The sequence below is a fragment of the Methylobacterium sp. J-043 genome (genome assembly GCF_022829505.1).
Classification (GTDB): Bacteria; Pseudomonadota; Alphaproteobacteria; order Rhizobiales; family Beijerinckiaceae; genus Methylobacterium; species Methylobacterium extorquens_A.
On the sequence record NZ_JAKSYB010000028.1, the window covers coordinates 40,762 to 64,811 of the forward strand.

The 24,050-nt window shown below is 69.7% G+C and carries 21 protein-coding genes; 13 read left to right on the forward strand and 8 right to left on the reverse strand.

The features are described from left to right. Positions 1 to 156 precede the first annotated feature (156 nt). Positions 157 to 366 (forward strand): hypothetical protein, encoded by a 210-nt coding sequence (locus MKK50_RS04255; protein ID WP_253368771.1) that lies wholly within the window; start codon positions 157 to 159, stop codon positions 364 to 366. Between the two features lie 131 nt (positions 367 to 497). Here MKK50_RS04255 and MKK50_RS04260 read toward each other — a convergent pair whose 3' ends face one another. Beyond that, positions 498 to 887: a hypothetical protein gene (locus MKK50_RS04260; protein ID WP_499020628.1), complete on the reverse strand. Its 390-nt coding sequence runs from the start codon at positions 885 to 887 to the stop codon at positions 498 to 500. 341 nt (positions 888 to 1,228) lie between these two features. On the opposite strand from MKK50_RS04260, the gene MKK50_RS04265 reads away from it, so the two are divergent. From MKK50_RS04265 to MKK50_RS04295, 7 genes are all read left to right on the forward strand, one after another. Continuing rightward, positions 1,229 to 4,156, forward strand: a complete 2,928-nt coding sequence (locus tag MKK50_RS04265; protein WP_499020630.1) for a monovalent cation/H+ antiporter subunit A — start codon at positions 1,229 to 1,231, stop codon at positions 4,154 to 4,156. Continuing rightward, positions 4,156 to 4,524, forward strand: a complete 369-nt coding sequence (locus MKK50_RS04270; protein ID WP_499020632.1) for a Na+/H+ antiporter subunit C — start codon at positions 4,156 to 4,158, stop codon at positions 4,522 to 4,524. The genes MKK50_RS04265 and MKK50_RS04270 overlap by 1 nt, the downstream gene beginning before the upstream one ends. Continuing rightward, a complete protein-coding gene (locus tag MKK50_RS04275) occupies positions 4,521 to 6,131 on the forward strand; it encodes a monovalent cation/H+ antiporter subunit D (protein WP_499020634.1) in 1,611 nt (536 codons plus the stop codon). The genes MKK50_RS04270 and MKK50_RS04275 overlap by 4 nt, the downstream gene beginning before the upstream one ends. Continuing rightward, complete coding sequence (locus MKK50_RS04280) at positions 6,128 to 6,616, forward strand: Na+/H+ antiporter subunit E (protein WP_499020636.1); 489 nt, start codon at positions 6,128 to 6,130, stop codon at positions 6,614 to 6,616. Before MKK50_RS04275 ends, MKK50_RS04280 begins: the two co-directional genes overlap by 4 nt. Then, positions 6,613 to 6,897 carry a K+/H+ antiporter subunit F gene (locus tag MKK50_RS04285; protein ID WP_253368781.1) on the forward strand — a complete coding sequence of 95 codons (285 nt, stop codon included), beginning with the start codon at positions 6,613 to 6,615 and terminating at the stop codon, positions 6,895 to 6,897. The genes MKK50_RS04280 and MKK50_RS04285 overlap by 4 nt, the downstream gene beginning before the upstream one ends. Continuing rightward, complete coding sequence (gene mnhG, locus MKK50_RS04290) at positions 6,894 to 7,235, forward strand: monovalent cation/H(+) antiporter subunit G (protein WP_253368783.1); 342 nt, start codon at positions 6,894 to 6,896, stop codon at positions 7,233 to 7,235. Before MKK50_RS04285 ends, mnhG begins: the two co-directional genes overlap by 4 nt. A 122-nt stretch (positions 7,236 to 7,357) precedes the next feature. Next, positions 7,358 to 9,391: a YgiQ family radical SAM protein gene (locus MKK50_RS04295; RefSeq protein ID WP_499020638.1), complete on the forward strand. Its 2,034-nt coding sequence runs from the start codon at positions 7,358 to 7,360 to the stop codon at positions 9,389 to 9,391. Between the two features lie 214 nt (positions 9,392 to 9,605). On the opposite strand, the gene MKK50_RS04300 is transcribed toward MKK50_RS04295, so the two are convergent. Next, positions 9,606 to 10,469 carry a glycosyltransferase family 2 protein gene (locus tag MKK50_RS04300; protein WP_499020640.1) on the reverse strand — a complete coding sequence of 288 codons (864 nt, stop codon included), beginning with the start codon at positions 10,467 to 10,469 and terminating at the stop codon, positions 9,606 to 9,608. Next, complete coding sequence (locus MKK50_RS04305; protein WP_499020642.1) at positions 10,466 to 12,802, reverse strand: right-handed parallel beta-helix repeat-containing protein; 2,337 nt, start codon at positions 12,800 to 12,802, stop codon at positions 10,466 to 10,468. The genes MKK50_RS04300 and MKK50_RS04305 overlap by 4 nt, the downstream gene beginning before the upstream one ends. A gap of 363 nt (positions 12,803 to 13,165) precedes the next feature. Here MKK50_RS04305 and MKK50_RS04310 point away from each other — a divergent pair, with 363 nt between their 5' ends. Then, positions 13,166 to 14,404: a lipopolysaccharide biosynthesis protein gene (locus tag MKK50_RS04310; protein ID WP_499020644.1), complete on the forward strand. Its 1,239-nt coding sequence runs from the start codon at positions 13,166 to 13,168 to the stop codon at positions 14,402 to 14,404. A 41-nt stretch (positions 14,405 to 14,445) separates the two neighbouring features. Here MKK50_RS04310 and MKK50_RS04315 read toward each other — a convergent pair whose 3' ends face one another. Genes MKK50_RS04315 through MKK50_RS04325 form a run of 3 tightly spaced genes read right to left on the reverse strand, consistent with a single transcriptional unit; the run spans position 14,446 to position 18,636 of the window. Further along, entirely contained in the window at positions 14,446 to 16,278 is a 1,833-nt protein-coding gene (locus tag MKK50_RS04315; protein ID WP_499020646.1) for a long-chain-acyl-CoA synthetase, read from the reverse strand. Positions 16,279 to 16,289: 11 nt separating this feature from the next. Beyond that, entirely contained in the window at positions 16,290 to 17,309 is a 1,020-nt protein-coding gene (gene metA, locus MKK50_RS04320; RefSeq protein WP_499020647.1) for a homoserine O-succinyltransferase MetA, read from the reverse strand. Between the two features lie 34 nt (positions 17,310 to 17,343). Next, positions 17,344 to 18,636 carry an O-acetylhomoserine aminocarboxypropyltransferase/cysteine synthase family protein gene (locus tag MKK50_RS04325; RefSeq protein ID WP_499020648.1) on the reverse strand — a complete coding sequence of 431 codons (1,293 nt, stop codon included), beginning with the start codon at positions 18,634 to 18,636 and terminating at the stop codon, positions 17,344 to 17,346. A gap of 493 nt (positions 18,637 to 19,129) precedes the next feature. Here MKK50_RS04325 and MKK50_RS04330 point away from each other — a divergent pair, with 493 nt between their 5' ends. Both MKK50_RS04330 and MKK50_RS04335 read left to right on the forward strand, forming a co-directional pair. Next, positions 19,130 to 19,564, forward strand: coding sequence for a cupin domain-containing protein (locus tag MKK50_RS04330; protein WP_499020882.1), 435 nt, complete (start codon positions 19,130 to 19,132; stop codon positions 19,562 to 19,564). A 28-nt stretch (positions 19,565 to 19,592) separates the two neighbouring features. Next, complete coding sequence (locus tag MKK50_RS04335) at positions 19,593 to 20,459, forward strand: branched-chain amino acid aminotransferase (RefSeq protein WP_499020650.1); 867 nt, start codon at positions 19,593 to 19,595, stop codon at positions 20,457 to 20,459. A 44-nt stretch (positions 20,460 to 20,503) separates the two neighbouring features. Here the strand turns inward: MKK50_RS04335 and MKK50_RS04340 are convergent, their stop codons facing one another. After that, the gene (locus MKK50_RS04340; RefSeq protein WP_499020652.1) at positions 20,504 to 20,827 is read right to left on the reverse strand and encodes a hypothetical protein; all 324 of its coding nucleotides are present in this window, start codon (positions 20,825 to 20,827) and stop codon (positions 20,504 to 20,506) included. 196 nt (positions 20,828 to 21,023) lie between these two features. Continuing rightward, positions 21,024 to 22,727, reverse strand: a complete 1,704-nt coding sequence (locus MKK50_RS04345; protein WP_499020654.1) for a thiamine pyrophosphate-binding protein — start codon at positions 22,725 to 22,727, stop codon at positions 21,024 to 21,026. Between the two features lie 297 nt (positions 22,728 to 23,024). Here MKK50_RS04345 and MKK50_RS04350 point away from each other — a divergent pair, with 297 nt between their 5' ends. Together MKK50_RS04350 and MKK50_RS04355 are read left to right on the forward strand one after the other, a co-directional pair. After that, complete coding sequence (locus MKK50_RS04350) at positions 23,025 to 23,588, forward strand: flavin reductase family protein (protein ID WP_499020655.1); 564 nt, start codon at positions 23,025 to 23,027, stop codon at positions 23,586 to 23,588. Positions 23,589 to 23,747: 159 nt separating this feature from the next. Next, the gene (locus MKK50_RS04355) at positions 23,748 to 24,017 is read left to right on the forward strand and encodes a phosphopantetheine-binding protein (RefSeq protein ID WP_499020656.1); all 270 of its coding nucleotides are present in this window, start codon (positions 23,748 to 23,750) and stop codon (positions 24,015 to 24,017) included. Positions 24,018 to 24,050 lie beyond the last annotated feature (33 nt).

Here is a 24,050-nt window from a genome sequence, read left to right on the forward strand (position 1 = left end):
TCCTTTCAATCCCGCTGCGCCCGCGCGGCCCATAGCCTCAGCCCGTCCCGGCGCCGGCCAGGCAACGCTTCGCCGCGCGATTCGTTCGTCCTGCCGGAGACGGCGGGGGCGCATCGGGCGCCGACGGCCTGGAAGGAGACGCGGATGCCGGTTCGGATGACCCAGGAAACGCAGGACGTGAGCGACGGCCGGCGGCAGGTGGTGGTGCGGGTCCATTTCGGCCGGCCGGATGCGGGACGCGACGTCGTCGAGGTCGCGGCGACGGTGCGGGTGCCTGCCATCGAGTCGGAGACGCAGACGGAGGCCGCCGCGCGGCAGATGGCACGGCGGGCGCTCGAACAGGCGCTGGCAGCCTTCCCGCTGTAGAGATTTCACAACAGCGCCCGGCCGCCGGACGGCTCCCCGTCGGTCACGGCGGCGCGGCGGGTGCTTCGTGAGTGACACCGAGGATCGCGCCGCGGATGCCCGCTTGCGTCTTCCCCGCCTTCAACCCCGCCTTACGACAGGATCCGGGCCGGCGAGGTCGGCACCTCGGATCCGGCTGCGAGGGTCATGAGGGAGCGCAGGAAGGCGGCCCGCGGCGCGCGCAGGACCGCCTGCGCGTCCCGTGCATGGACAAGCCGTTCCGTCAGACGCAGCACGGTCTCGTCGCTGACACGGGCGGCGATCCGCAGTGCCGCCGTCTGCGCCTCGGGGCCGAACCGGCCGCGGGTGGTGGCGAGAATGGCGCCCACGGTCTGCAGGGGCGGCTGGACGCCGAGACGGTCCACGTACAGATTCCAGATCGGATCGCACGCCATTTCCGTGGCGAGCCAGATCCGCTCGCCCAGCGTCGTCACATCCTGATCCGACGGGTTCGGCGCGTCACCGGCGGTTCCAAGATTCATACGGCCTGTCCCGAGGCTTCGTTGCGGGAGGAGGCCCGCCCCTCCTCGGACCGGCCCGCGGGCTCGAGTCCATTGCCCAAGCCCTTTCATGACCAACGAATGCCGTTCTCGCCTCCATCCGGCCGCCTTCCGGTGCGTTCGAGGCAAGGTGCGGATTCTCACGCCGCGCAACCATCGGACCGATTTCGCCTTTTCCTCGTCATTCCCTTGCGGTCGAACCGTCGGGCATGCCTTAAGTGCACCCGCGAAGGCTGCGCCCTCCGGGGCGAGCGGCCTTGCTCTCACACGCCGTCCCTCTTCGTCCTTCAGGCCGCTCCCGAGCCTGCATCTCGCCCGGGTTGATGTCGTCCAACGCCCTTCTCGCCGCCGCCGCGATCCTCCCCTTCGCGGGCTCCGTTCTCGCGGGCGCCCTGCCGAGCCATGCGCGCACCGCAGCCGCCGTGCTCGCCGGGCTCGTGATTCTGGCCAGCCTCGGCTGCATCCTCGCGCTCACGCCGCACTTGGCCGAGGGCGGCACCGTCGTCCACGCCGTCGAGTGGCTGCCGAGCCTCGGCGTCAACCTCGTCCTGCGGCTCGATGGGCTCGCGTGGCTGTTCGCAGTGCTGGTCCTCGCCATCGGGGCGCTCGTGGTGCTCTACGCGCGCTACTACATGGCCGCCGCCGACCCGGTGCCGCGGCTGTTCTCCTACTTTCTCGCCTTTGTCGGCGCGATGCTCGGCATCGTGCTTTCCGGCAACTTGATCCAGCTCGTCTTGTTCTGGGAATTGACGAGCATCGTCTCGTTCCTGCTCATCGGCTACTGGTACGACAACGCCGCAGCCCGTGACGGGGCGCGGATGTCGCTCACCATCACCGCAGCGGGCGGCCTGTGCCTCCTTGTCGGAACGGTGCTGATCGGGCGCATCGTCGGCAGCTACGATCTGGCCACCGTGCTGGCCTCGGGCGACACGATCCGCAACAGCCCGCTCTACCTGCCGGCCCTGGTGCTGGTGCTGATGGGCGCGCTCACCAAGTCGGCGCAGTTCCCGTTCCACATCTGGCTGCCGCGGGCGATGTCGGCGCCGACGCCGATCAGCGCCTACCTGCACTCGGCCACCATGGTGAAGGCCGGCATCTTCCTGATGATCCGTCTGTGGCCGGTGCTGGCCGGCACCGACGCGTGGTACTGGATCGTCGGCAGCGCCGGCATGGCGACCCTGTTGGTCGGGTCGTGGAGCGCGATCTTCCAGCACGACCTGAAGGGTCTGCTCGCCTACTCGACCATCAGCCATCTCGGGCTGATCACGCTGCTGCTCGGCCTCAACTCGCCGCTCGCCGTGGTCGCCGCGATCTTCCACACGGTGAACCACGCGACCTTCAAGGCCTCGCTGTTCATGGCGGTCGGCATCATCGACCACGAGACCGGCACCCGCGACATGCGCCGCCTCTCCGGCCTGTGGCGTGCCATGCCCTACACGGCCACGCTGGCCATGGTCGCCGCCGCGGCGATGGCCGGCGTGCCGCTGCTCAACGGCTTCCTCTCGAAGGAGATGTTCCTCTCCGAGGCGGTCGACAACATGGGCGACCACCCGATCCATCTTGCCCTGCCGGTGCTGGCGACCTTGGCCAGCGCCTTCACCATGCTCTATTCGCTGCGCTTCATCCGCCAGACCTTCTTCGGCCCACCCCCGCACGACCTGCCGGAGACGCCGCACGAGCCGGTGCGCTGGATGCGCATCCCGATCGAGATGCTGGTGCTCACCTGCATCGCCATCGGCCTCGTCCCGAACCTGACCATCGGCCCGGCCCTGGAGCGCGCCGTGAGCGCGGTGTTCGGCGACAAGACACCGACCTACAGCCTCGCGATCTGGCACGGCTTCAACGCGGCGCTGGCGCTCAGCATGATCGCCCTCGTCGGCGGCGTGCTGCTGTACGTCCTGTTCGGAAAGCGCATCAACACCAACCCCCGCGGCGGCCCCTGGCTGATGGACCGGCTCGACGGCGGCTGGCTGTTCGAGCGCGCGATGACCGGGCTGACCAAGGGCGCCCGCGTTCTGGAACGGGCCTTCGGCGCCGAGCGTCTTCAGCCGCAACTGCGCATCCTGTTCCTCGCTGCCCTGCTCGCCGCACTGGCGACCGGCATCGCCCGCGGGCTCGACCTCTTCGCGCCGGGCCGGCTGACGCCGTTCGATCCCGCCTTCGCGCTGATGTGGCTCGTCGGCGGCGCCTGCGCGATCGGCGCGGCGGAGCGGGCGAAGTACCACCGCCTCTCGGCGACGATCTTCGTCGGCGGGGCGGGGCTCGTCAGCAGCCTGACCTTCCTCTGGCTCTCGGCGCCGGACCTGGCGGTGACGCAGATCCTCGTGGAGATCGTCACCACCGTCATGCTGCTGCTGGGCCTGCGCTGGCTGCCCAAGCGCGACGCGGCGATTCCCGCGCCCGCCGCCGAGAAGGCGCGGGCCCGCCGCCGCCGCATCGTCGATCTGTGCATCGCCGGCTTTGCCGGGCTCGGGCTCGCCGGCCTCGCCTACGCCGTGATGACCCGCCCGGCCGGCGACGGGATCGCGCGCTGGTTCGTCGAGGAAGCCTATCCGCAGGCGGGCGGGCGCAACGTCGTCAACGTGCTTCTGGTCGATTTCCGCGCCTTCGACACGCTCGGCGAGATCTCGGTGCTCGGCGTCGTCGGACTCACCGTGTTCGCGCTGCTGCGCCGCTTCCGCCCCGCTCCGGACAGCCTGGAACGGCCCAAGCAGCAGCACCACCACGACGCCTACGACCGGGCCCGCGAGGGCCGCAAACCCGGCGACACCACCGCCGACGCCCTGATGGTGCCGCGGGTGGTGATGACGTGGCTGTTCCCGTTCATCGTCCTCCTGTCGCTGCACCTGTTCCTGCGCGGGCACGACCTGCCCGGCGGCGGCTTCGCGGCGGGCATCGCGCTCACCATCGCCTTCATCCTGCAATACATGGCCTGCGGCGCGCAGTGGGTGGAGGAGCGCCTGCGTATCCAGCCGATCTTGTGGATCGGCCTCGGCCTGCTCATCGCGGTAGGCGCCGGGGCGGCCTCGTGGGCGTTCGGGCGGCCCTTCCTCACCGCCTACTTCGCCTATTGGGAGCTGCCGCTCATCGGCAAGGTGCCGGCGGCCAGCGCCTTGGTGTTCGATCTCGGGATCATGATTCTCGTGGTGGGCGCGAGCGCGCTGATGCTGGTGGCGCTCGCCCATCAATCCCTGCGCCGCACTCGCAGCGCGGAGTCGGACGCCGAACAGGCCGGCGAGGAGACGGCGTAATGGAGATCGTGCTGTCGGCCGGGATCGGCCTCTTCGCCGCCTCCGGCGTGTGGCTGATGCTGCGCCCACGCACCTTCCAGGTGGCGCTCGGGCTCTCGCTGCTGAGCTACGCCGTCAACCTGTTCATCTTCGCCATGGGCCGGCTCACCGTCGGCGCGCCGCCGGTGCTCGGGGCCGGGCCCGAGACCGTCTCGGTCGATGATCCGGTGCCGCAGGCGCTGGTGCTGACCGCGCTGGTGATCAGCTTCGCGCTCACGGCGCTCTTCCTCGTGGTGCTGCTCGCGGCCCGCGGCATCACCGGCAGCGATCACGTCGACGGCCGGGAGCCGCATCACGCCGAACCGACGCCGGAGAACCCGCATCCATGAACGCGCCTCTCCTGAGCGGCCCCGGCGCGGTCCTGTGGTCCGACCACCTCGTCGTCCTGCCGATCGTGCTGCCGATCGCTGCGGCCGGCTTCATGTTCCTGATGGACGAGCGGCGCCACCGCCTGAAATCGGCGATCAGTCTCGCCACGGTTCTGGTGCTGCTCGGCATCGCCCTCGCCCTCGTCGGCCGGGCGGCCGAGGCGCCGGAGGTCTACCGCCTCGGCAACTGGGCCGCGCCCTACGGCATCGTGCTGGTGGCCGACCGGCTCTCGGCCGTGATGCTGACGCTGGCCGGCGTGCTGGGGCTCGCTGCCCTCGTCTTCTCCTTCGCGCGCTGGGGCCGGGCGGGCCCGCGCTTCCACGGCCTGTTCCTGCTGCTGCTGATGGGGGTGAACGGCGCCTTCCTCACCGGCGACGTGTTCAACCTGTTCGTGTTCTTCGAAGTGATGCTGGCGGCCTCCTACGGCCTCGTCCTGCACGGCTCGGGCGAGACCCGCATCCGGGCGGGGCTGGGCTACATCGCCGTCAACCTCGTCGCCTCGCTGTTCTTCCTCATCGGCGTCAGCCTGATCTACGGCACCATGGGCACGCTCAACATGGCCGACCTCGCCCGGCGGCTCGCGAGCCCGCCCGCCGAGGCCGCCCTGTTCGAGGTCGGCTGCGCCGTGCTCGGCATCGCCTTCCTCATCAAGTGCAGCGCCTGGCCCCTCGGCTTCTGGCTGCCGACCACCTATTCCGCCGCGACCGCCCCCGCGGCGGCGATCCTGGCGATCCTGAGCAAGGTCGGCGTCTACGTCGTGATCCGCCTGAGTCTGCTCCTGTTCGGAGACGGCACCTCGGAAGGGTTCGGCCAGGGCTGGATCCTCGCCACAGGCCTCGCGACCATCGCCTTCGGCACGATCGGCCTTCTCGCCGCGCGCGATCTGACGCGGGCAGCGGGCTACGCGGTGATGATCTCCTCGGGCACGGTGCTCGCGGCACTCGGCACCGGCAGCGCGGCGGCGCTCTCGGGCGCGCTCTACTACCTCCTCGGCTCGACCTTCGCCGCCGGCGCCCTGTTCCTGGTCGCCGAGATCCTTCAGCGCAGCCGCGACCCGGCGGACGCGGCCCAACCCGTCTTTGCCGACGAGTACCGCGATCCATTCGACGATGCCGACGCCGTCGAGGTCGGCCGGGCGATCCCCGCCACGGTGGCGATCCTCAGCGGCGGCTTCCTCATCTGCACGCTGATGCTCGCCGGCATCCCGCCGCTCGCGGGATTCGTCGGCAAGCTGGCGATGTTCTCGGGGCTGGCTTCGAACACCATGACTGCCTCGGCCTGGTGGCTGATCGGCGCGCTTACGCTTTCCAGCCTCGGCACCCTGATTCCGCTGGTGCGGCTCGGTATCTTCAGCCTGTGGGTGCCCCACGACGACCCGCCGCCGGTGCTGCGGACGCCGGAACTGGCGAGCCTCAGCGTCCTGCTCGCGGCCTGCATCGGGCTCGCGCTCTGGGGCGGGCCGGCGCTCGCCTACACCGAGGCCACCGTGCGCTGGCTGTCGCAGCCGCAGGACTACGTCCGCGCCGTCCTTGATACCGGCAAAGGCGAGGCGGGATCACGCTCATGAACGCGTTTCTGCCCCACCCCTTCCTCTCGGCCGGCCTCATTCTGGTATGGCTGCTGCTGAACGCGCCGCCGACGCCGGGCAACGTGCTGCTCGCGCTCCTCGTCGGGCTCATCGTGCCGGCGGTGATGCGGGCGCTGCGCCCGAGGCCGGTGCGGGTCCGCCGCCCCGGCCTCGCCGTGCGGCTGCTGTTCATCGTCCTCTACGACATGCTGCGCTCCAACATCGACGTGGCCCGGATCATCCTCGGCCTGCATCGGGCTGAGCGGCGGACAGGCTTCGTCTCGATCCCCCTCGACATGACGACGCCGTTCGGCCTGTCGGTGCTGTCGATCATCCTGACGGCGACGCCCGGCACCCTCTGGGTCCAGTACGATTCCCATTCCGGGCGCCTGCTGATGCACCTGCTCGACGACACCGACAGCGAGGGCTGGGTCCGCCGCGTCAAGGACCGCTACGAGCGTCCCCTGATGGAGATCTTCGCGTGAGCGCCGCCGCCATCCTCGATTGGGGCCTCGGCCTCGCCCAGGGCATGCTGGTGCTGGCAATGGCGCTGGCCGCGTGGCGGATGCTGCGCGGCCCCCGCGCCCAGGACCGCATCCTCGGCCTCGACACGCTCTACCTCAACGGCATGCTGGCGATCGTCGTCCACGGCATGCGCACCGGCAGCGGGCTCTATTTCGAGGGCGCGCTGATCCTCGGCATGATCGGCTTCACCGCCACGGTGGCGCTCGCCAAGTTCCTGATGCAGGGCGAGGTGATCCAGTGACCGGTGCCGACCTGCCCGCCTGGGCGGCCTGGATCGTCGTGGCGCTGGCGCTGACCGGGGCCGGCTTCTCGCTGACGGGTGCGCTCGGACTCATCCGCCTGAAGACCTTCTACGAGCGCGTCCACGCACCGACCCTCGGGGCCACGCTCGGCGCCTTCCTGATCCTGGCCGGCTCGATGCTGCTGCTGTCGCTGATCGAGGGTCACATTGTCCTGCGCGACGTGCTGATCGGCCTGTTCATCACCATCACCACGCCAGTGACGATGCTGCTGCTCGCCCGCGCCGCCGCCCACCGCGACCGCACCGAGAAGAACCCGAAGGCCCCGCCCGAGCCGTGATGCTTTCGGCCTGAGGGCCAACGCCGGGCCCGGGCATCGCGCAGGCTCGGGATCAAGGGGCGACGGATGGCCCGCTTGCCCTTCGTTGAGCTCGCGGCCTTGGCGGCCTATGGATGGACCCCATGGAACTCCGAGCTTCAACCGAGCGATCCCTGGCTCCCTTGGCCTGCAAACCGCCCCCCGGAAAGGCTGCGCCATTCCTGCCGATGAGCCGCGCCGAGATGACGGCGCTTGGCTGGGACGCCTGCGACATCGTGCTGGTGACGGGTGACGCCTACGTCGATCATCCCAGCTTCGGCATGGCGATCATCGGCCGGCTGCTCGAAGCGCAGGGGTTCCGGGTCGGCATCATCGCGCAGCCCGACTGGCAGTCGGCCGAGCCGTTCAAGGCGCTCGGCAAGCCGCGCCTGTTCTTCGGCGTCACCGGCGGCAACCTCGATTCGATGGTCAACCGCTACACGGCGGACCGTCGCCTGCGCCATGACGACGCCTACACGGCGGGCGGGGAAGGCGGAAAGCGGCCGGACCGCTGCACCATCGTCTACACGCAGCGCTGCCGTGAGGCCTATAAGGACGTGCCGATCGTGCTCGGCGGCATCGAGGCCTCGCTGCGCCGGATCGCCCATTACGATTACTGGTCCGACAAGGTGCGACGCTCGATCCTGGCCGACGCGAAGGCGGACCTGCTCCTTTACGGCAATGCCGAGCGCGCCGTGGTCGAGGTAGCCAACCGCATGGCAGCCGGCGAGGCGCCGCACGAACTCGAATCCGTCCGGGGCGTCGCCCTGTTCCGCCGCGTGCCGGAGCATTACACCGAGCTGCCCGCCGACGATCTCGACTCGACGGACGAGGCCGCCGCCCGCCGGCCCGGCGACACCGTGATCCGGCTTCCCGCCTACGACGAGGTCAAGGACGACAAGGAAGCCTATGCCCGCGCCTCGCGGGTGCTGCACCGGGAGGCCAATCCCGGCAATGCGCGCCCGCTCGTGCAGCGCCACGGCGACCGCGACCTGTGGCTGAACCCGCCGCCGATCCCGCTGACCAGCGACGAGATGGATGCGGTCTACGACCTGCCCTACGCGCGCGCGCCCCACCCGTCCTACGGCGACGCGAAGATCCCCGCCTGGGACATGATCAAGTTCTCGGTGACGATCATGCGCGGCTGCTTTGGCGGCTGCACGTTCTGCTCCATCACCGAGCACGAGGGCCGCGTCATCCAGAATCGCTCGGAGGGCTCGATCCTGCGCGAGATCGAGCGGATCCGCGACAAGACGCCGGGCTTCACCGGCGTGATCTCGGATGTCGGCGGGCCGACCGCGAACATGTACCGGATGGCCTGCAAGGACCCGAAGATCGAGGCGGCGTGCCGGCTGCCGTCCTGCGTCTTCCCGGACATCTGCCCCAACCTGAACACCTCGCACGACGACCTGATCCGGCTCTATCGGAAGGTCCGCGAAGTGAAGGGCGTCAAGAAAGTGATGGTCGCCTCCGGCGTGCGCTACGACCTCGCGGTCCGGAGCCCCGAATACGTCGAGGAGCTCGTGACCCACCATGTCGGCGGCCGTCTCAAGATCGCCCCCGAGCACACCGAGCGCGGCCCCCTCGACCTGATGATGAAGCCGGGCATCGGCACCTACGACCGCTTCAAGGAGATGTTCGACGCCGCCGCCAAGAAGGCCGGCAAGAAATACTACCTGATCCCGTATTTCATTGCAGCGCATCCGGGCACGACCGACGAGGACATGCTGAATCTCGCGCTCTGGCTCAAGAAAAACGATTACCGCGCCGATCAGGTCCAGACGTTCCTGCCATCCCCCATGGCGACGGCCACGACCATGTATCACACCGAGATCAATCCGCTGCAGGGCGTGCGGCGCGGCGGCAGCGAGCCCGTCGACGCGATCAAGGGGATGCGCCAGCGCCGGCTGCACAAGGCGTTCCTGCGCTACCACGACCCCGAGAACTGGCCCCTGCTGCGCGAGGCGCTGCGAGAAATGGGCCGCGCGGATCTCATCGGGCCGAGGCCGGACCAACTGGTGCCGTTCTCGCAGCCGCCGGGAACAGGCGTGGGCGCGGGGCGAGGCCAGCCGCGCCCGGTACGCTCCGCGGGTGGCGGGCAGCGGTTCACCACGAAGGGCGTGCCGGTGAGGAAATGACGGTTTCATGCCAAATTCAGCTGATCCCTTCGGGATAGCGGATTTGGACGTCGCTCAGGTGCCGGATGCGGTTTCCGGTTGGTCGTTTTCGTGAACCGTTGATTCCCCACTCCCGGCGTCGGGGAGCGTGGCGAGGCAGCAGCCGAAGCTGAGGGGGCTTGGCCGGAAGGGACTCTTCCCGAGCCGCCCCCAACTCCGCGACGGGCGGATCCCTTCACCCCCGCAGCCGCGCCACCGCCATCTTCCGCACCCGGCTCGCATAGAACGAGAGAAACCCGCGCTGGGCGTGGTCGCCGGGGGTGCGCAGGACGAGGCCCGGATCGACCAGCATCCGCCGGCCGGTGGCGGCGGCGATGCGGCGGTTGAGGGTGAGGTGCTCGCAGCGCGCGTAATCGTCGTCGAGATAGGAGCCGAGCCGGTAATCCGCGCCGCGGTAGAGCGTCAGGCCGTTGAAGGCGGAAAGGCAGGTCGTCTCGCGCTCCCGCGTCAGGGCGCTTTGCGCCGGATAGATCGTGTCGGAGAAGAAGCGGTAATAGCCGAGCGCCCCACGGCGGTGGCGGGCGATGTCGTCGAGGAGGTGCTCGTAGCTTACCGCCTCGTCCTCGTAGGCGAGCAGATCGTAGTAGTGCGGCTGCGAGGCCGCCGAGATGGCGAACAGGCCCGGCCGCTCCAGCTTGGCCAGCGCCGCCAGAACCGCCCCCGCTTCGGGCGGGCGCGCCATGACGTTGTCGATGTCGGCGACACAGACATAGGTAGGCGCCGGTCCCTGTCCGTCGAGCACCCGCTTGAGGTGTTCGCGGCCCCGGGCCATCCGTGCGAGCCGGCCGCGGATGTCGGCCATGAAGGCGGTGGGGACATGGCTGAGCTCGCCCCGCGTCTGCGCTGCCCAGAGCAGGGCCCCGGTGCCGTCGCGGGAATCGTTCTCGCCGACAAGGGCGCGGCAATCGAGCCCCGCCGCCCTCAAGCAGGACAGGAAGCGCAGGAAGGCGGGGAGGGTGGCCGCACAATTGCGCGCCAGCGCCAGCACCACGATGTCGGGGCGCTCCGCCTCGACGGAGCCTTGCACCGGGTCGCTCATCGCACGGCTTCCTTCGGGGTCTTGGAGAGGGCGGGGGATTCGGCGGTACGCCCGGCCGTCCGGCAGGCGCAGGCCGGCTGAGCTGCGGTCTCGCGCTGCGGATCGAGGGGCAGCGTCCGGTTGAGGGTCCAGAGCGTGCCGGCACAGTTCTTGGCGTCCCACCACGGGTTGGACCGGCCGGTGCGGGCGCGCCAATCGACGCTGTTTCCGCTCACCGTCACGGTGTGGCAGGGCTCGGCGTACTGGTTCCAGACCGAGATGCCGACATTGGTGAAGAGCTGCGGCCGGGCGATCACCACGTTGCCGGCGATGGTCATGTGGCTGCCGCTCGCCACCGCGATCCCGTACTGGCCCGGATCGATTAGCAGGTTGTCGCGTGCTTCCAGATAGGCGCCGCCGCCGTCACCGAGCATGATCCCGCCGCCGGACTGGCTCGGGCCCCCGCCGACGAGGCGGTTGCGGCTGACCAGGATCGGCCGGCCCGCCTCACCGCGCGATTGGAACAGGCTGATCGCATCCTCCGGCACGCCGCGGCCGGGCTCGTTCTCGCCAATGTTGCAAGAGATGCCGTTGCCGGGCCCCGTCACCTTGTCGAACTGCACGAATTGGCCGGCCGGGATCGGCCCGCGCACGTTGCGCACGTTGTTGCAGCGAACCTCGACCCCGGTGGAGGAGAGCGCGCGGATGCCCGAGAGGGTGTTCTCGATCCGGTTCTCCTCGATGAGGACGCCCTCGCTGCCCTCGATGTAGATGCCGACATTCCCGGTGTCGCGGATCGTGAGATTGCGGATCGTCACGTTGCGCGAGCGCTCGATCCGCACCCCCTCGCCACCGCACGGCCCGAGGTCGAGCCCCTCGATCGTACGGTCGGAGACGTCGCGCAGCACGAGGCAGGGGCCGGACGGGTCGCTGAGGGTGCGGCGGGTCTCCTCGGCACGGGCGGGCGCAAGAGGCCAGGGGGCGAGGAGCGCGAGAGCGGCGAGCGTCGCCAGGGACATTCCCCGCGCCCGTCCGGGCCGGAACGGCGTGTCGGGCGGAAGGGCGGCGGCCTCCGCCCGGAAGATCATCGCGGCGCCGATGCCGATGCCGATCAGCGTCCAGAACGGAATCGCCAGCATCGGCCCCTCGAGGGCGACGTCGAAGCTCGCATCGATGATGATCGAGGCGACGTAACAGGCGATGAACAGGAAGAAGCCCTCCCATCTCCGCTCGCCCATCCGCCGCGCTCGCCAGAAGGCGGCGATCATGGCCGCCATCCAGACGGCGCAGGTGAGGAGCCACAGGGCGAGGCCCGGCACGCCGCCGCGGGCGAGGTAGGTCATGTGGATGCTGTGCGGGCTGCGCAGGGTCGGCCCGCCATTCTCCAGCCCGACCACGTAGCCGTCGGTCTCGGCCAGATTCGGCCCGAAGCCCTTGCCGGTCCAGAAATAGGGGCCATGCACGGTGTAGCCGAGAATCGTGTTCCACCAGCGCAGCCGCCACTGCTTGGTGTCGTCGAGGTTGCCGCCGCTGCTCGGGGCGACGATGCTGACGATGTTGTTCACCACCGCCGCCGCGCTCACCGGCCGGTCGCTGTTGGGCAGCTCCACCTCGACATCGAGGGCGGCGGCGGCGCCCAGAAGGCCGGCGCCGAGGATCAGCGTGGCGGCCATCCGCTTCCATTGACCGACCGCCAGAAGGGCGAGGCAGACCGGCACTGCAATCGCCAGCATCGAGCCCCGGTTCTGCGCGGCGGCGAGCACCGCGCCGAGGCCGACGAAGGCGACCCAACCCGGCCCGACCCGGACGAGGCCGACCAGCGCCAGGACGCAGGCACCGGCCAGATGGGCCGAGAGTTCGCCGGCCCGCGCGGCAAAGAACGGCACGTCGCCGAGGATGAAGGCGATGATCGCCAGCGGGATCACGATGCGCGCGAGCCAGCGGAACATCCGCAGCAGGGTCCCGAGCCGCCGCGGATCGTCGAGCAGAAGGGCGATCAGGACGAAGGCGTAACCGCCGTAGAGCGCGACCGCACCGTCGCGCAGGGCATCGACCCGGTACTCGCGCAAGCCCGTGAGCGTCCGCAGCAGCACCCAGCCCATCAGGGCGGCGAGGCAGAGTGCCGGTGCGGTGGCGAGCCCGGCCGCAAGGTTGATGCCCGATCGCGCCCGCAGCACGGCGAGCAGCCCCAGCAGGAACAGCAATTCGCCGGCATAGAGCGGCGGCAGGCCGAGATAGGCGAAGCTCTTGCCGAAGATCATGTACCCGGCAAACGCGATGCCGAGCGCCGCCAGGAACAACTCCGCGAGGCGGCTTTCCCGCGACAGGGCCTGGATGGTCGTTGTCGTTGCCATCAACATCCGCCCATCGACAATCTCCACCGGTTCGATCGGGGCGAAGTCTTGCGGGCGGCTCGCGTCCTGACAATCGAGGCCGGCGGCGCATCGGGAGCGCGCCGGCCCGTACTTCCGACGTACCCCGAACGATCGAGGAATCGTCGCCGCCCCTCCCGATGTCCGCGTGGTGCGCGGACCGGCCTCGTCTAGGGTCGCCGGGCCATCCTTCCGGCCGGCTTTTCCATCGCCTCGCCCTTCCCTGGACCGCTCTTCCCTGGACCGCCCTTGCCCGGACCAAGCATACCTGCCCCCCCGCGCGACCTCCGTGCCCTAGACGGCGCCCGCCGTGCGGTTTTCAGGAGAGGCATTCTCGGGAGAGGGGTGACCGGCCCGGCGCTCTCCGTGGCCGATCAGGCGCTGGTGAGCGCCTGCAACTTCGCCACCACCATCGTGCTGGCGCACGCGCTCGGCCTCGAGGCTTTCGGCCTGTTCTCGACCGCCTGGATCGCGGTGCTGCTCACCATCAGCCTGCAGCTCGGCCTCATCGTCTGCCCGATGATCAGCATCGGGCCGGGCCTGGGCGATGAGGCGCGGCCGGCCTATTACGCCATCGTCCTCGTTCACGAAGCCGCCTTCCTGGCGCTCGCCGGCGTTGCCGTCGCGATCGGGCTCGCTCTGGCGTTCGGCGACCGGGCGCTGGGGCTCGCGGCGGGCGCGGCCTGCGCCGCCCACCTCGCCCAGGACTTTTGCCGCCGCTACCTGTTCGCCCGCGGACGGCCGCCGGTCGTTCTGGGGATCGATGCGCTCAACCAGGGGATCAAGCTCGCCGGCCTGATCCTGCTCAGCCGGGCAGGGATGCTTTCGCCGACCCGCGCCCTGGAGGTCGTCGCGGCCTCGGCCGCCCTATCCTGCCTCTGCGCGATCCCATTCCGAGGGAAGCTGGCATGGCGGGCGGGCGAGTTCAGCGCGGCGAGCCGGCGGCAGTGGCATTCCGGACGCTGGCTGGTGCTCACGGGGCTGATGCAGTGGCTGAGCGGCTATGGCGGCCTGCTCGTCGCCGGCGCCCTGCTCGGCGTGACGCTGATCGGCGTGCTGCGCGCGGCGCAGAGCATTCTCGGGGTTCTCAACCTGATCCGCGACGCCCTCGAGAACATCGTCCCGCCGATCGCCGGCCGGGCGCTGGCGCAACGCGGCTTGGCCGGTCTGCGGCCGGTCATCGGCCTCACCGCCGCCATTGGCCTTGCCGGGGGCCTAAGCTTCACGGCGCTGCTGGCGCTCACCGGCAAGAGCCTGCTCGCGGCGGCGTTCGGGCCCGACATGGCGGCCTATGCCTGGGTGGTGGCGTGGTACTCGCTGCTGTTTCCGGTCTCGCTCGTATCCTTCGCGCAGATCTGCGCGTTTCGCGCTCTGGAGCGGACCGGCGCGGTCTTCGCCGCGACGGCGGTGGCAGCGGCCCTCAACCTCGCGCTGGTCTATCCGGCCGTGCGCGGGTTCGGCATCGAGGGCCTGCTCGGCGTGGCGATCACGAGTGAAGTGCTGGTCTGCCTCGTCCTCGCCGGGCTGCTACGACGCGTTCTGCGGGCCCCATCAGGGACGCTCGGTGCTCTGCAACCGGCTTGAAGATCGGGATCCCAAAGGGATGATCCCTTCGGGAACCCGGATCACAGGCGCAGACGGCCCACAGCGATCTCCGCGTAGAGCGCCGCGTCGATCCGGCGATAGGCGCCATCGCGGTCGATATAGAGCGGGTCGTCGGTCCGATCCGGATCGAAGCCGTCCTCGGCCAGCGCGACCTTCTTCTGTTTGAAGGTCTCGGTGTGGCCGAGTTCGTCGCTCAAGCGCAGGAACAGAGGCCGGGCGTAGACTGGAAGCCGGGCTTCCATCGCGGCGTGCAGGTGCCCGAGGTCGAAATCCGGCCCGACCGCGAGCGCTGCCATGCCGGCCCGGCCCTCCGCCCCCGGCACGGACACACCGTAGACGTTGGCCTCACGCACGCCCGCGATGCGATGAAGCGCCTCGGCGACCTCGGTGGTAGCGACGTTCTCACCCTTCCAGCGGAAGGTGTCGCCAATTCGGTCAACGAAAGTGAAGAACCCCTGCGCGTCGCGGCGCATCAGGTCGCCGGTGCGCATCCAGGCGTCACCGGGCTCGATCACGTCGCGCAGCACCTTGCGCGCGCTCTCGGCGGCGCTGGTATAGCCCTCGAACGTGTATTCCGCCCGCTCCGAGAGCCGGCCGAGCAATTCGCCGGCCTCGCCGAATTCGGCCGGGATGCAGCGCCCCTGCGCGTCGCGGGCGGGCAGGCCCGTGGTGACGTCGTGGCGCACGATGAGGGCCGGCGAGCGCCGGGCCATGAAGGAGGGCACGCGCCCCACCGCGCCGACCCGGCCCTCGACGTTGTAGAGCGAGAGCGTGCCCTCGGTCGCGGCGTAGAATTCGAGGATGCGGGGGATCGCAAAACGGGCCTGGAACGCCTCCCAGACGTCCGCGCGCATCCCGTTGCCGGTGCAGAGCCGCAGGCGGTGCCGTCTCTCGAAGGGGTCGGGGGCGGCGAGCGTGAGGTAGCGGCACAGCTCGCCGATATACTGGAACAGGGTCGCGCCGGACTCCGTCACGTCGGCCCAGAACCGGCTGGCGGAGAACTTCTCGCGGATCACCACCGAGCCGCCGCCGAGCAGCACCGAGCCGGGCGCCACCACGCCGCCGACACTGTGATAGAGCGGCAGGCAATCGTACATGCGGTCGTCGGGCGTCGGGTCGATCAGGCCGGCGAACCAGTGGGTCCACATCATCACCCGGTGGTGGCTCACCCGCGCGGCCTTGGGCAGGCCGGTGGTGCCTGAGGTATAGATCAGCAGCGCGGGATCGCGCAGCGTGACGGAGGGCGCCTCGCCCGATCCGAGCGGAGCCTCGTCGAAGCCCGCCGACGCCGCGGTGAGTGAATCGTTCGCGTCCGGCCTCTGCCACACGATCTCCGGCGGCTCGGCGAGATGGGGCAGGGCCCCGTCCCACACGTCGGCAAGGTCGGCGGCGGCGATGACGAGGCGGGGGGCGGCCACCGCGAGGCAGTGGGCGAGGCCGGCGCCGCGCAGGTGGGTGTTCAGCAGCGCCACGCAGATGCCGACGCGGGTGAGCCCGAGCCAGACCGCGAGGTAGTCCGGGCTGTTCCGCATCAGGAGGGCGACGGTGTCGCCCTTGGTCAGGCCGCGCGCCAGCGCCCAACGGGCGTAGCGGTTGCGGCGGGCGGCGAAGGCCCCATGGCTCAGGGTCTCGTCCTGTCCGATCAGGGCTGGCGCGTGGGGGCGCTCAACGGCCACCGCATCCAGCACCAGGGGGAAGATGCGCTCCGGGCTCGCGTCGATCCGCGCCGTGCGGGCCAGGGCGCCGAGCCAGCCGGCCGTTGAGGAGGGCCGGGGCGGCGGGGCCGCGCCGTCGGGCTCCGGGCTTCCGGCGAGCGGATCGGGGGCGAGGGCTGTGGCGAAAAACGGATCCATTGCGGACACCGTCACGCGGCGAGCGCGGCGCGGGCCGAGACCAGCGCGAGCCAGTTGCGGAACAGCCCGGCGGCGCCCTCCTGCCAATCGGCGGGGCGGGGCGGGGTCTCGGCCATGGTCGGGAAGTCGGCGTGCAGGGCCGGCGAGCGATCGGCCCGCGCCACCGCGGAGAAGGTGTCGAGACGCAGGGCGGCCTCGTCGGCGTAGTAGTTCTCGGGCAGCGCCGGGCAGGTGTCCCGCTCGCCATCGAGGAAGCGGCCGACATCCCGGCGGTACTCGCGGGCCAGCGTGTCGCCGTCATATTCCGGGTGGCCCTGGAGGAAGACCATCGGGGTGCCGCCGTCACGGACGAACAGATCGACGCCAACCCTCTCGGAGCGGCGCAGGATGCGGTAGCCGCGGTCGGTCAGCGCAGGTTCGGGCAGATCGTTCCAGCGCGAATGCGGCACCGGCACGCGCCCCGGCATTCCGGCCAGCACCGGATGGTCGGCGACCGTGGTGCAGGCATAGACGCCGGAATGCTTCGCCGGCAGCGGCCGGCGCTCGATGCCATCAAGGTGCAGCACGGCCGCGTGCGCGGCCAGACACGAGAACAGGGTCGGGATGCCGCTGGCATCCGCCCAATCCACCACCGCTGTGAGCGCCGGGAAGAATGGCTCGTCGGCAAGGTGCTTGGCCTTCGGCTCAGCCCCGGTGACGACGAGGGCATCGAGCCCGGCTTCGGCCAAGGCCTCGTCAGCCCGCTTGCCCCGCGTCGCGTAGAAGCGGTCGAGATGCGCGCGGGCGAGGGGACCGCGCGCCACCGTGTCGAGGCTGAACAGGCGCAGCTCGACGCCTGGGCCGATCAGGCGCCGGAATTGCCGCTCCGTCTGCACCAGGGCGCTGTCGGGCATGTTGTTGAGGAGGCCGACGCGAAGCTTCGGCTGCACCGGCTCGGGCCACGCGAAGCCGCTGTCCTGGCCGCTGCCCTGGCCGAGATCCAGTTCTGCGGACCGGCTCACGGAGCGAATCGGGGTGCCGTGGTCCAGCATGGCGGGTCTCCTCCGAAAAGCGATGGGGAAGGGCTCAGGCCGCGAGCGCGGCGGGGGCCACGGCGGCGAGCGCCTGGTCGAGGTCTTCGAGGATGTCGTCGATATGCTCGATGCCGACGCTGAGCCGGATCGTCTCCGGCAGCACGCCCGCGACCCGCTGCTCGTCGGGGGTCATCTGGCGGTGCGTGGTCGAGGCCGGGTGGCAGGCGAGCGACTTGGCGTCGCCGATGTTGACGAGGCGCTTCACCAGTTTCAGCGCGTCGTAGAACGTCTTGCCGCCCTCGAACCCGCCCACGACCCCGAAGGTCAGGAGCGAGGAGCCTTCGCCGTTCAGATACTTGCGCGCCATCGGGTGGTTCGGGCTGTCCACGAACCCGGCATAGTTCACCCAGGCGATCTGCGGATGCGCCCGCAGGTGCTCGGCGACCTTGCGCGCGTTGGCGACGTGGCGCTCGACCCGCAGCGCCACCGTCTCGATGCCCTGCAGCAGCAGGAAGGCCGACATCGCCGGCAGCACCGCGCCGGTGGTGCGCTGGTAGACGCTGCGCGCCCGCGCGGCGAAGGCGCCGGGGCCGAAATGGTCGGCGTAGACGAGGCCGTGATAGGAGACGTCCGGCTGCGTGAACATCGGGAAGCGCTCAGGCGCTGCCTTCCAGTCGAAGCGGCCGGAATCGACGATGATGCCGCCGAGCGTGGTGCCGTGGCCGCCCATGAACTTAGTGAGCGAGGCGATGACGATGTCGGCGCCGTAATCGATCGGCCGCATCAGGATCGGGGTCGGCACGGTGTTGTCGACTACCAGCGGCACACCGTGGGCGTGGGCCACCGCCGCCAGCGCCTCGATATCGCAGATGTTGCCGGCCGGATTGCCGATCGATTCGCAGTAGACGGCGCGGGTGTTGCCATCGATCAGCGCCGCGATGTCCTCGGCCCGGTCGCTCGCGGCGAAGCGGCAGGTGATGCCCTGTCGCGGCAGGACGTGGGCCAGCAGCGTGTGCGTCGTGCCGTAGAGCTGGGGCACCGCGACGATGTTGCCGCCGTGATCCGCCAGGGTGGCGATGGCGTAATGCAGGGCCGCCTGGCCGCTCGCGACCGCGAGCGCCGAATGGCCGCCCTCCAATTCCGCCACGCGCCGTTCCAGCACCGCGACGGTGGGGTTGGCGATCCGGCTGTAGCGGAAGCCTTCCTCCTCCAAATTGAACAGGGCGGCGCCGTGGTCGGCGCTGTCGAAGGCGTAGGCGACGCTCTGGTAGATCGGCACCGCGACCGCGTGCGTGGCCGGATCGTGGTCGAAGCCGGCATGAAGGGCGATCGTTTCGCTGCGCATGTCTTGAAGTCGTCCCGAAACCACGAAGTTGGGGCCTTGGGCGCAAGGCTTGGACCAGACTTTGCCGTACCGGAACGGGATGAACTCTTGCGGGACTTGGTGAACGCGAATCTCCGATAAGTCTTGGTTGACGACTTCGAGCGAGGGGAAATCGTCCGAGGGACAGAGGCTGTGGCCGCGCGGCAATGTCTTTCCGGTCCAGACACTGCCGTCCGGCACCTGTCCCGAAACGGAGCAAGCGTGCCAAATCGGCCCTAGTCTTGATACGATGACAGACCTGCCGAAACTCGACAGTCTTCGCCCGTCCCTGCGTTAGTGATAATCGTACAATCGACTTGTCATCCGATTAGAACCGTGGTTTCCGATAGGCTCGGCGCTTGCGGAACGGTTCCGAACGCCTGCTCCCTTTGTCATCAACGCGTTCTCCTGCGCCGAACCGGCGCCCCGATCGGCGGAAGAGCGCTTCAGCGAGGATGCCGTGTCGACCACAGCGATGATTCCGTCCGTGACCTCGGGCGAGCTGCGCGCCGCCCCGATCGAGCCGAGCTGGATCCAAGAGGGACAGCCCGTGGCCCGCAACACCATGCTCTCGCGCAGCGCCGACGGCATGGCCTGGACGCTCGTCTGGGACTGCACCGCCGGCCGGTTCGCGTGGCACTACGACATCGACGAGACGATCCACTTCATCGAAGGGTCGGCCACGATCAGCGACGGCATCTCCCCGGCCAGGACCTTCCGGGCCGGCGACGTGCTGTTCATTCCCCGCGGCGCGGTCTGCCACTGGCATGTCGAGAGCTACGTGCGGAAGGTCGCCTTCTGCCGGAAGACCCAGCCGAAGGTCGTGGCACTCGCCCTGCGCGCCGCCGGCAAGGCCAAGCGGATGCTGAGCCGCCGCGCCGGTTCGGGCGGCCAGCTCGAAGCCGCCTGAGACAGCCTCTTTCACAGGATCGGACGCGATGACGACGCCGGAGCACGATACCTGGACGTTCTTCGAGGGCGCGTGGCACCCCGGCAACGTCCGGATCATGGGGCCGCGCACCCACGGCGCGTGGCTCGGCTCGACGGTGTTCGACGGCGCCCGCGCCTTCGAGGGCGTCGCGCCCGACCTCGACCTGCACCTCGCCCGGGTCAACCGCTCGGCCACCGCCCTCGGGCTCACGCCGAAGGTCGCGGTCGAGGAATGGACCCGCCTCGTCGCCGAGGGGCTGACGCGGTTTGCGCCCGAGGCCGAACTCTACATCCGGCCGATGTACTGGGCCGAAAGCGGGTTTGCCGGCGGCGTGCGCTTCGACCCCGCCTCCACCAATTGGTGCCTGTCACTCTACACCGCGCCGATGCCGCTGCCCTCGGGCGTCAAGGCGACGCTCTCGCCCTTCCGCCGCCCGTCGATCGAGACCGCTCCCGTCGATGCCAAGGCCGGCTGCCTCTACCCCAATGGCGCACGGGCGCTGACCGAGGCGCTGTCGCGCGGCTTCGGCAATTGCCTGATGCTCGACGGGCTCGGCAACGTCGCCGAGTTCGCCAACGCCAATGCCTTCTTCGTGCGGGACGGCATCGTCTACACGCCGGTCCCGAACGGCACGTTCCTGGCCGGCATCACCCGCGCCCGCGTCCTCGCGCTGCTGCGTGGGGCCGGGGTCACGGTGGTGGAGAAGACGCTGCGCTACGAGGATTTTCTAAGCGCCGACGAGGTCTTCACCGCCGGCAACTTCGCCAAGGTCGCCCCGGTCACCGGGCTCGACGACGTGCGCTTCGAGCCGGGGCCGGTGTTTCGAAAGGCGCGCCAGCTTTACTGGGATTTCGCGCATGGGCGGCTGTCGTAGCGGGGCAAAGTTCAGGCTTCGTCCCCGCTACGAGCTGATCCTGGTCAGCAGCTCAGACGTCTGCGCTCACGCCGGCCGAAGGTCTGGTAGTGCACGGCACCGGATTCCATCTGGCCCCGTCTGACCGCGCGGAGCACGTCGGGATTGCAGCGCAGGTATTCGCGCTCATCGAAACCGTAATCACGGCGGCCATAGCCGCGGCCACCATAGCCACGGCCGCGATCCTCGTCGTCGTAACCGCGGGCACCGTAGCCGCGGCCCCGTTCTTCGTAGCCATAGTCACGGCTGCCGTAGGGCTGAGCCGAGACTGAAGCGATGGAACCCATCAAGCCCAGGCCGACGGCCGCCACTGCATAGATCGCCTTCATATCGGGTGGTCTCCTCATCCGCCTCTAGGAACGCGACGAGACGAATTTAGGTTCGCGGCCGGCACCGAACGGCCCTGCTTGTGTCTCGCATCCCTCGCCCGAACGGTCTTGTGGGTCGACTTCGATGTTCCAGACCCGCCGCCGGAACCCTCGTGCCCTCACGTGGGAAAGGCGTCGCCGAAAACCTTCCCCGTTCTCACCCGCCCGCCAGCGCCTTCTCGCGGATCGCCGTGAGGCTCATGCCCGGCGTGATCGCATCGACCGAGAACTTCACGTGGATGATCGCCGGGCGCTGCGCCGCCCGAGCCTCCGCCAGAGCCGCGGGAAAATCCTCCGTCCGCTCGACGGTGAAGCCGACGCCACCGAAGGCGCGGGCATAGGCGGCGAAATCCGGGTTCACGAGATCGGTCGCGAGGACGCGGCCCGGAAAATCGCGCTCCTGATGCATGCGGATCGTGCCGTAGCTCGCATTGTCGGCGACGATGCAGACGAGGTTCAGGCCGTACTGCACGGCGGTCGCGAACTCCTGGCCGTTCATCAGGAAGTCGCCGTCGCCGTTGATCGAGATCACTGTGCGGTCGGGGAAGATCCGCTTCATCGCGACCGCCGCCGGCACGCCGTAGCCCATCGAGCCGGAGGTCGGCGCGAGATGGGTCGCGAAGCGGCGGAAGCGGTAGAAGCGGTGGATCCAGGCGGCGTAGTTGCCCGCGCCGTTGCACAGGATCGCGTCCTCCGGCAGCGCCTCGCGTAAATGCACCATCACCTGCCCGAGATTGACCGGGCCGGGTTGCGGCGTCGGGATTTCGGACCACGCCAGATAGTCCGCATGGGCCGCGCGGGTCTCCGTCGCCCACGGCACGGTGGCCGGCGCCGCGAGCCGCGCCAGGGCCGCCGCCATCCGGGCCGGCGCGGCGGTGATGCCGAGATGCGGAACGTAGACCCGGCCGAGTTCCTCCGTACCGGGATGGATGTGGACGAGCCGGGTGCGGGGCGCCGGGATGTCGAGGAGCGAGTAGGTCTGGCTCGCGACCTCGCCGAGGCGGCCGCCGAGCACGATCATCAGGTCGGCGGCCTTGGCCCGCGCCACCAGCTTCGGGTTGGCGGCAAGCCCGAGATCACCCGCGTAGTTCGGGTGCAGCGGGTCGAACAGCGGCAGGCGGCGGTAGCTCGTGGCCACCGGCAGATCGAAGGCCTCAGTGAAGCGGCGGATGTCGGCATAGGCCTGCTCGGTCCAGCGGCTGCCGCCGAGCACCAGGAAAGGGTTTTTCGCCTCCGCCAGCAGGGCGGCGAGACGCTCCAGATCCTCCGCGCCGGGCGCCGCCTCGACGGGAGCGAAGGGCGGGGCCAGCGGGCCCTCTGCGGCGTCCTTCAACATGTCCTTTGGCAGCGCCACCACCACCGGGCCCGGCCGGCCGCCGGTGGCGGTGTGGAAGGCGCGCGAGACGTATTCCGGCATCCGCGCGCCGGTCTCGATCTCGGTGGCCCATTTCGCGATCGGCCCGAAGGCGGCGCGGTAATCGACCTCCTGCCACGCCTCGCGGTCGCGCAGACCCCGCTCGATCTGCCCGACGAACAGGATCATCGGCGTCGAATCCTGCTGGGCGATGTGGATGCCGGCCGAGGCATTGGTGGCGCCGGGCCCGCGGGTGACGAAGCAGATGCCGGGCCGGCCCGTCGCCTTGCCATGCGCCTCCGCCATCATCGCCGCGCCGCCCTCCTGGCGGCAAACGGTGAGCGCGATGCCCGATTCGTAGAGCGCGTCGAGCACCGGCAAGTAGCTCTCGCCCGGCACCGCGAAGACGTGGGTGACGCCGTTGGCCGCGAGCTGATCCACGAGCGCCTGGGCGGCGGTCCGTCCGCCGGTTCGGGCGGGGAGGGCGGCGTCTGGGCTCTGGGACATCGCTTCGATCTCGCTTGACGGCAGGGCGCGTCCCGGTTCGGGACCGCCCCTCGGCACATCCTGCGGTTTGTACCGGAACTGAACAATTTCCGGCCCGTCCAGCCGGGCCCTGGACTTGCACAGACGAGCCGCAAGGACAGGCAACGGCATAGAGATGAACCGATAACGTCCGGTTTCGACCGGGACGAGACGGGCAAGTTTCACAAGGTCCCATTTCAGATCGACGAACGGATTGCGAACCATGCTTGCGCGCCGGAGATCATCGACACCCCGCGACCGCGCCCGCCCGTTCGACGGATGGGGCGCGTGATGGGCGCCGCCGCCGCGCGGGCGCCGGAGCCCGCCATCGACGGGGGGCTCCTCAAGCAGGCGATGCGCCGCCTCGTGGGTGGGGTCGTCGTGATCACCGCCGGAAGCGGCGAGGACCGGGTCGGGCTCACCGCGACTTCGGCGGTCTCCCTCTGCGTCGATCCGCCGACCATGCTGGTCTGCGTCAACCGCAGCTCGTCGAGCTGGCCGGTCATCGCCCGGCGGCGGCATTTCTGCGTCAGCATCCTCGGAGCCGGGCAGCAGGGGATCGCCGAGCGCTTTGCCGGCATCGGCGGCCTGCGGGGCGCCGCCCGCTATCTCGGCGCGGATTGGACGATCATGGAATCGGGCGCCTCCGGCCTCACCGAGGCGCAGGCCATCGTCGATTGCACGCTGGCGGAGGTCATCGAGCGGCACAGCCACGCCATCCTGCTGGGCGCGGTGCGCGAGGTGCGGCTGAACCGGGCGGAACGGCCTGCCCTGGCCTATGGCGGCGGGCGCTTCATCGGGATCTCACCGGATGGATCGCCCCCCGACACGGACCGAATCTAAAACCCGGCCCAACCAAATCAGATTAACCAGCAACATACTTAACATCAATAAACGCTTTTTCCGCATAATCAGCAAGAGTATTTATAAAACCGCGGATGTATTGCAGTCGAAGCGGCCACAGACCAATCCAGTCGGCACAGGCTAAAGGGAAAGAGGACAATGTCGCAAGCGGTGACAGCCAGCGTCGCGGATCGGACCATGGGCCTCGCCTACGCGATCGCCGCCCGCCACGCGATCAAGCCGGAATTCGAGAAGTCGGACGCCCTGGTCGATGTCGGGCTCTCGTCCCTCGATCTCGTCAACCTGATGGTCGCGGTCGAGGCGGAGTTCGACATCATGATCCCGCCGGCGAGCCTGACGCCGAAGAACTTCTACTCGATCGAGACCATCGCACGGATGGTCGAGAGCGTGCGCAGCCCGAGCGCCTGACCTTCCCTCACGAACATCTCTGACGTGCCGCCG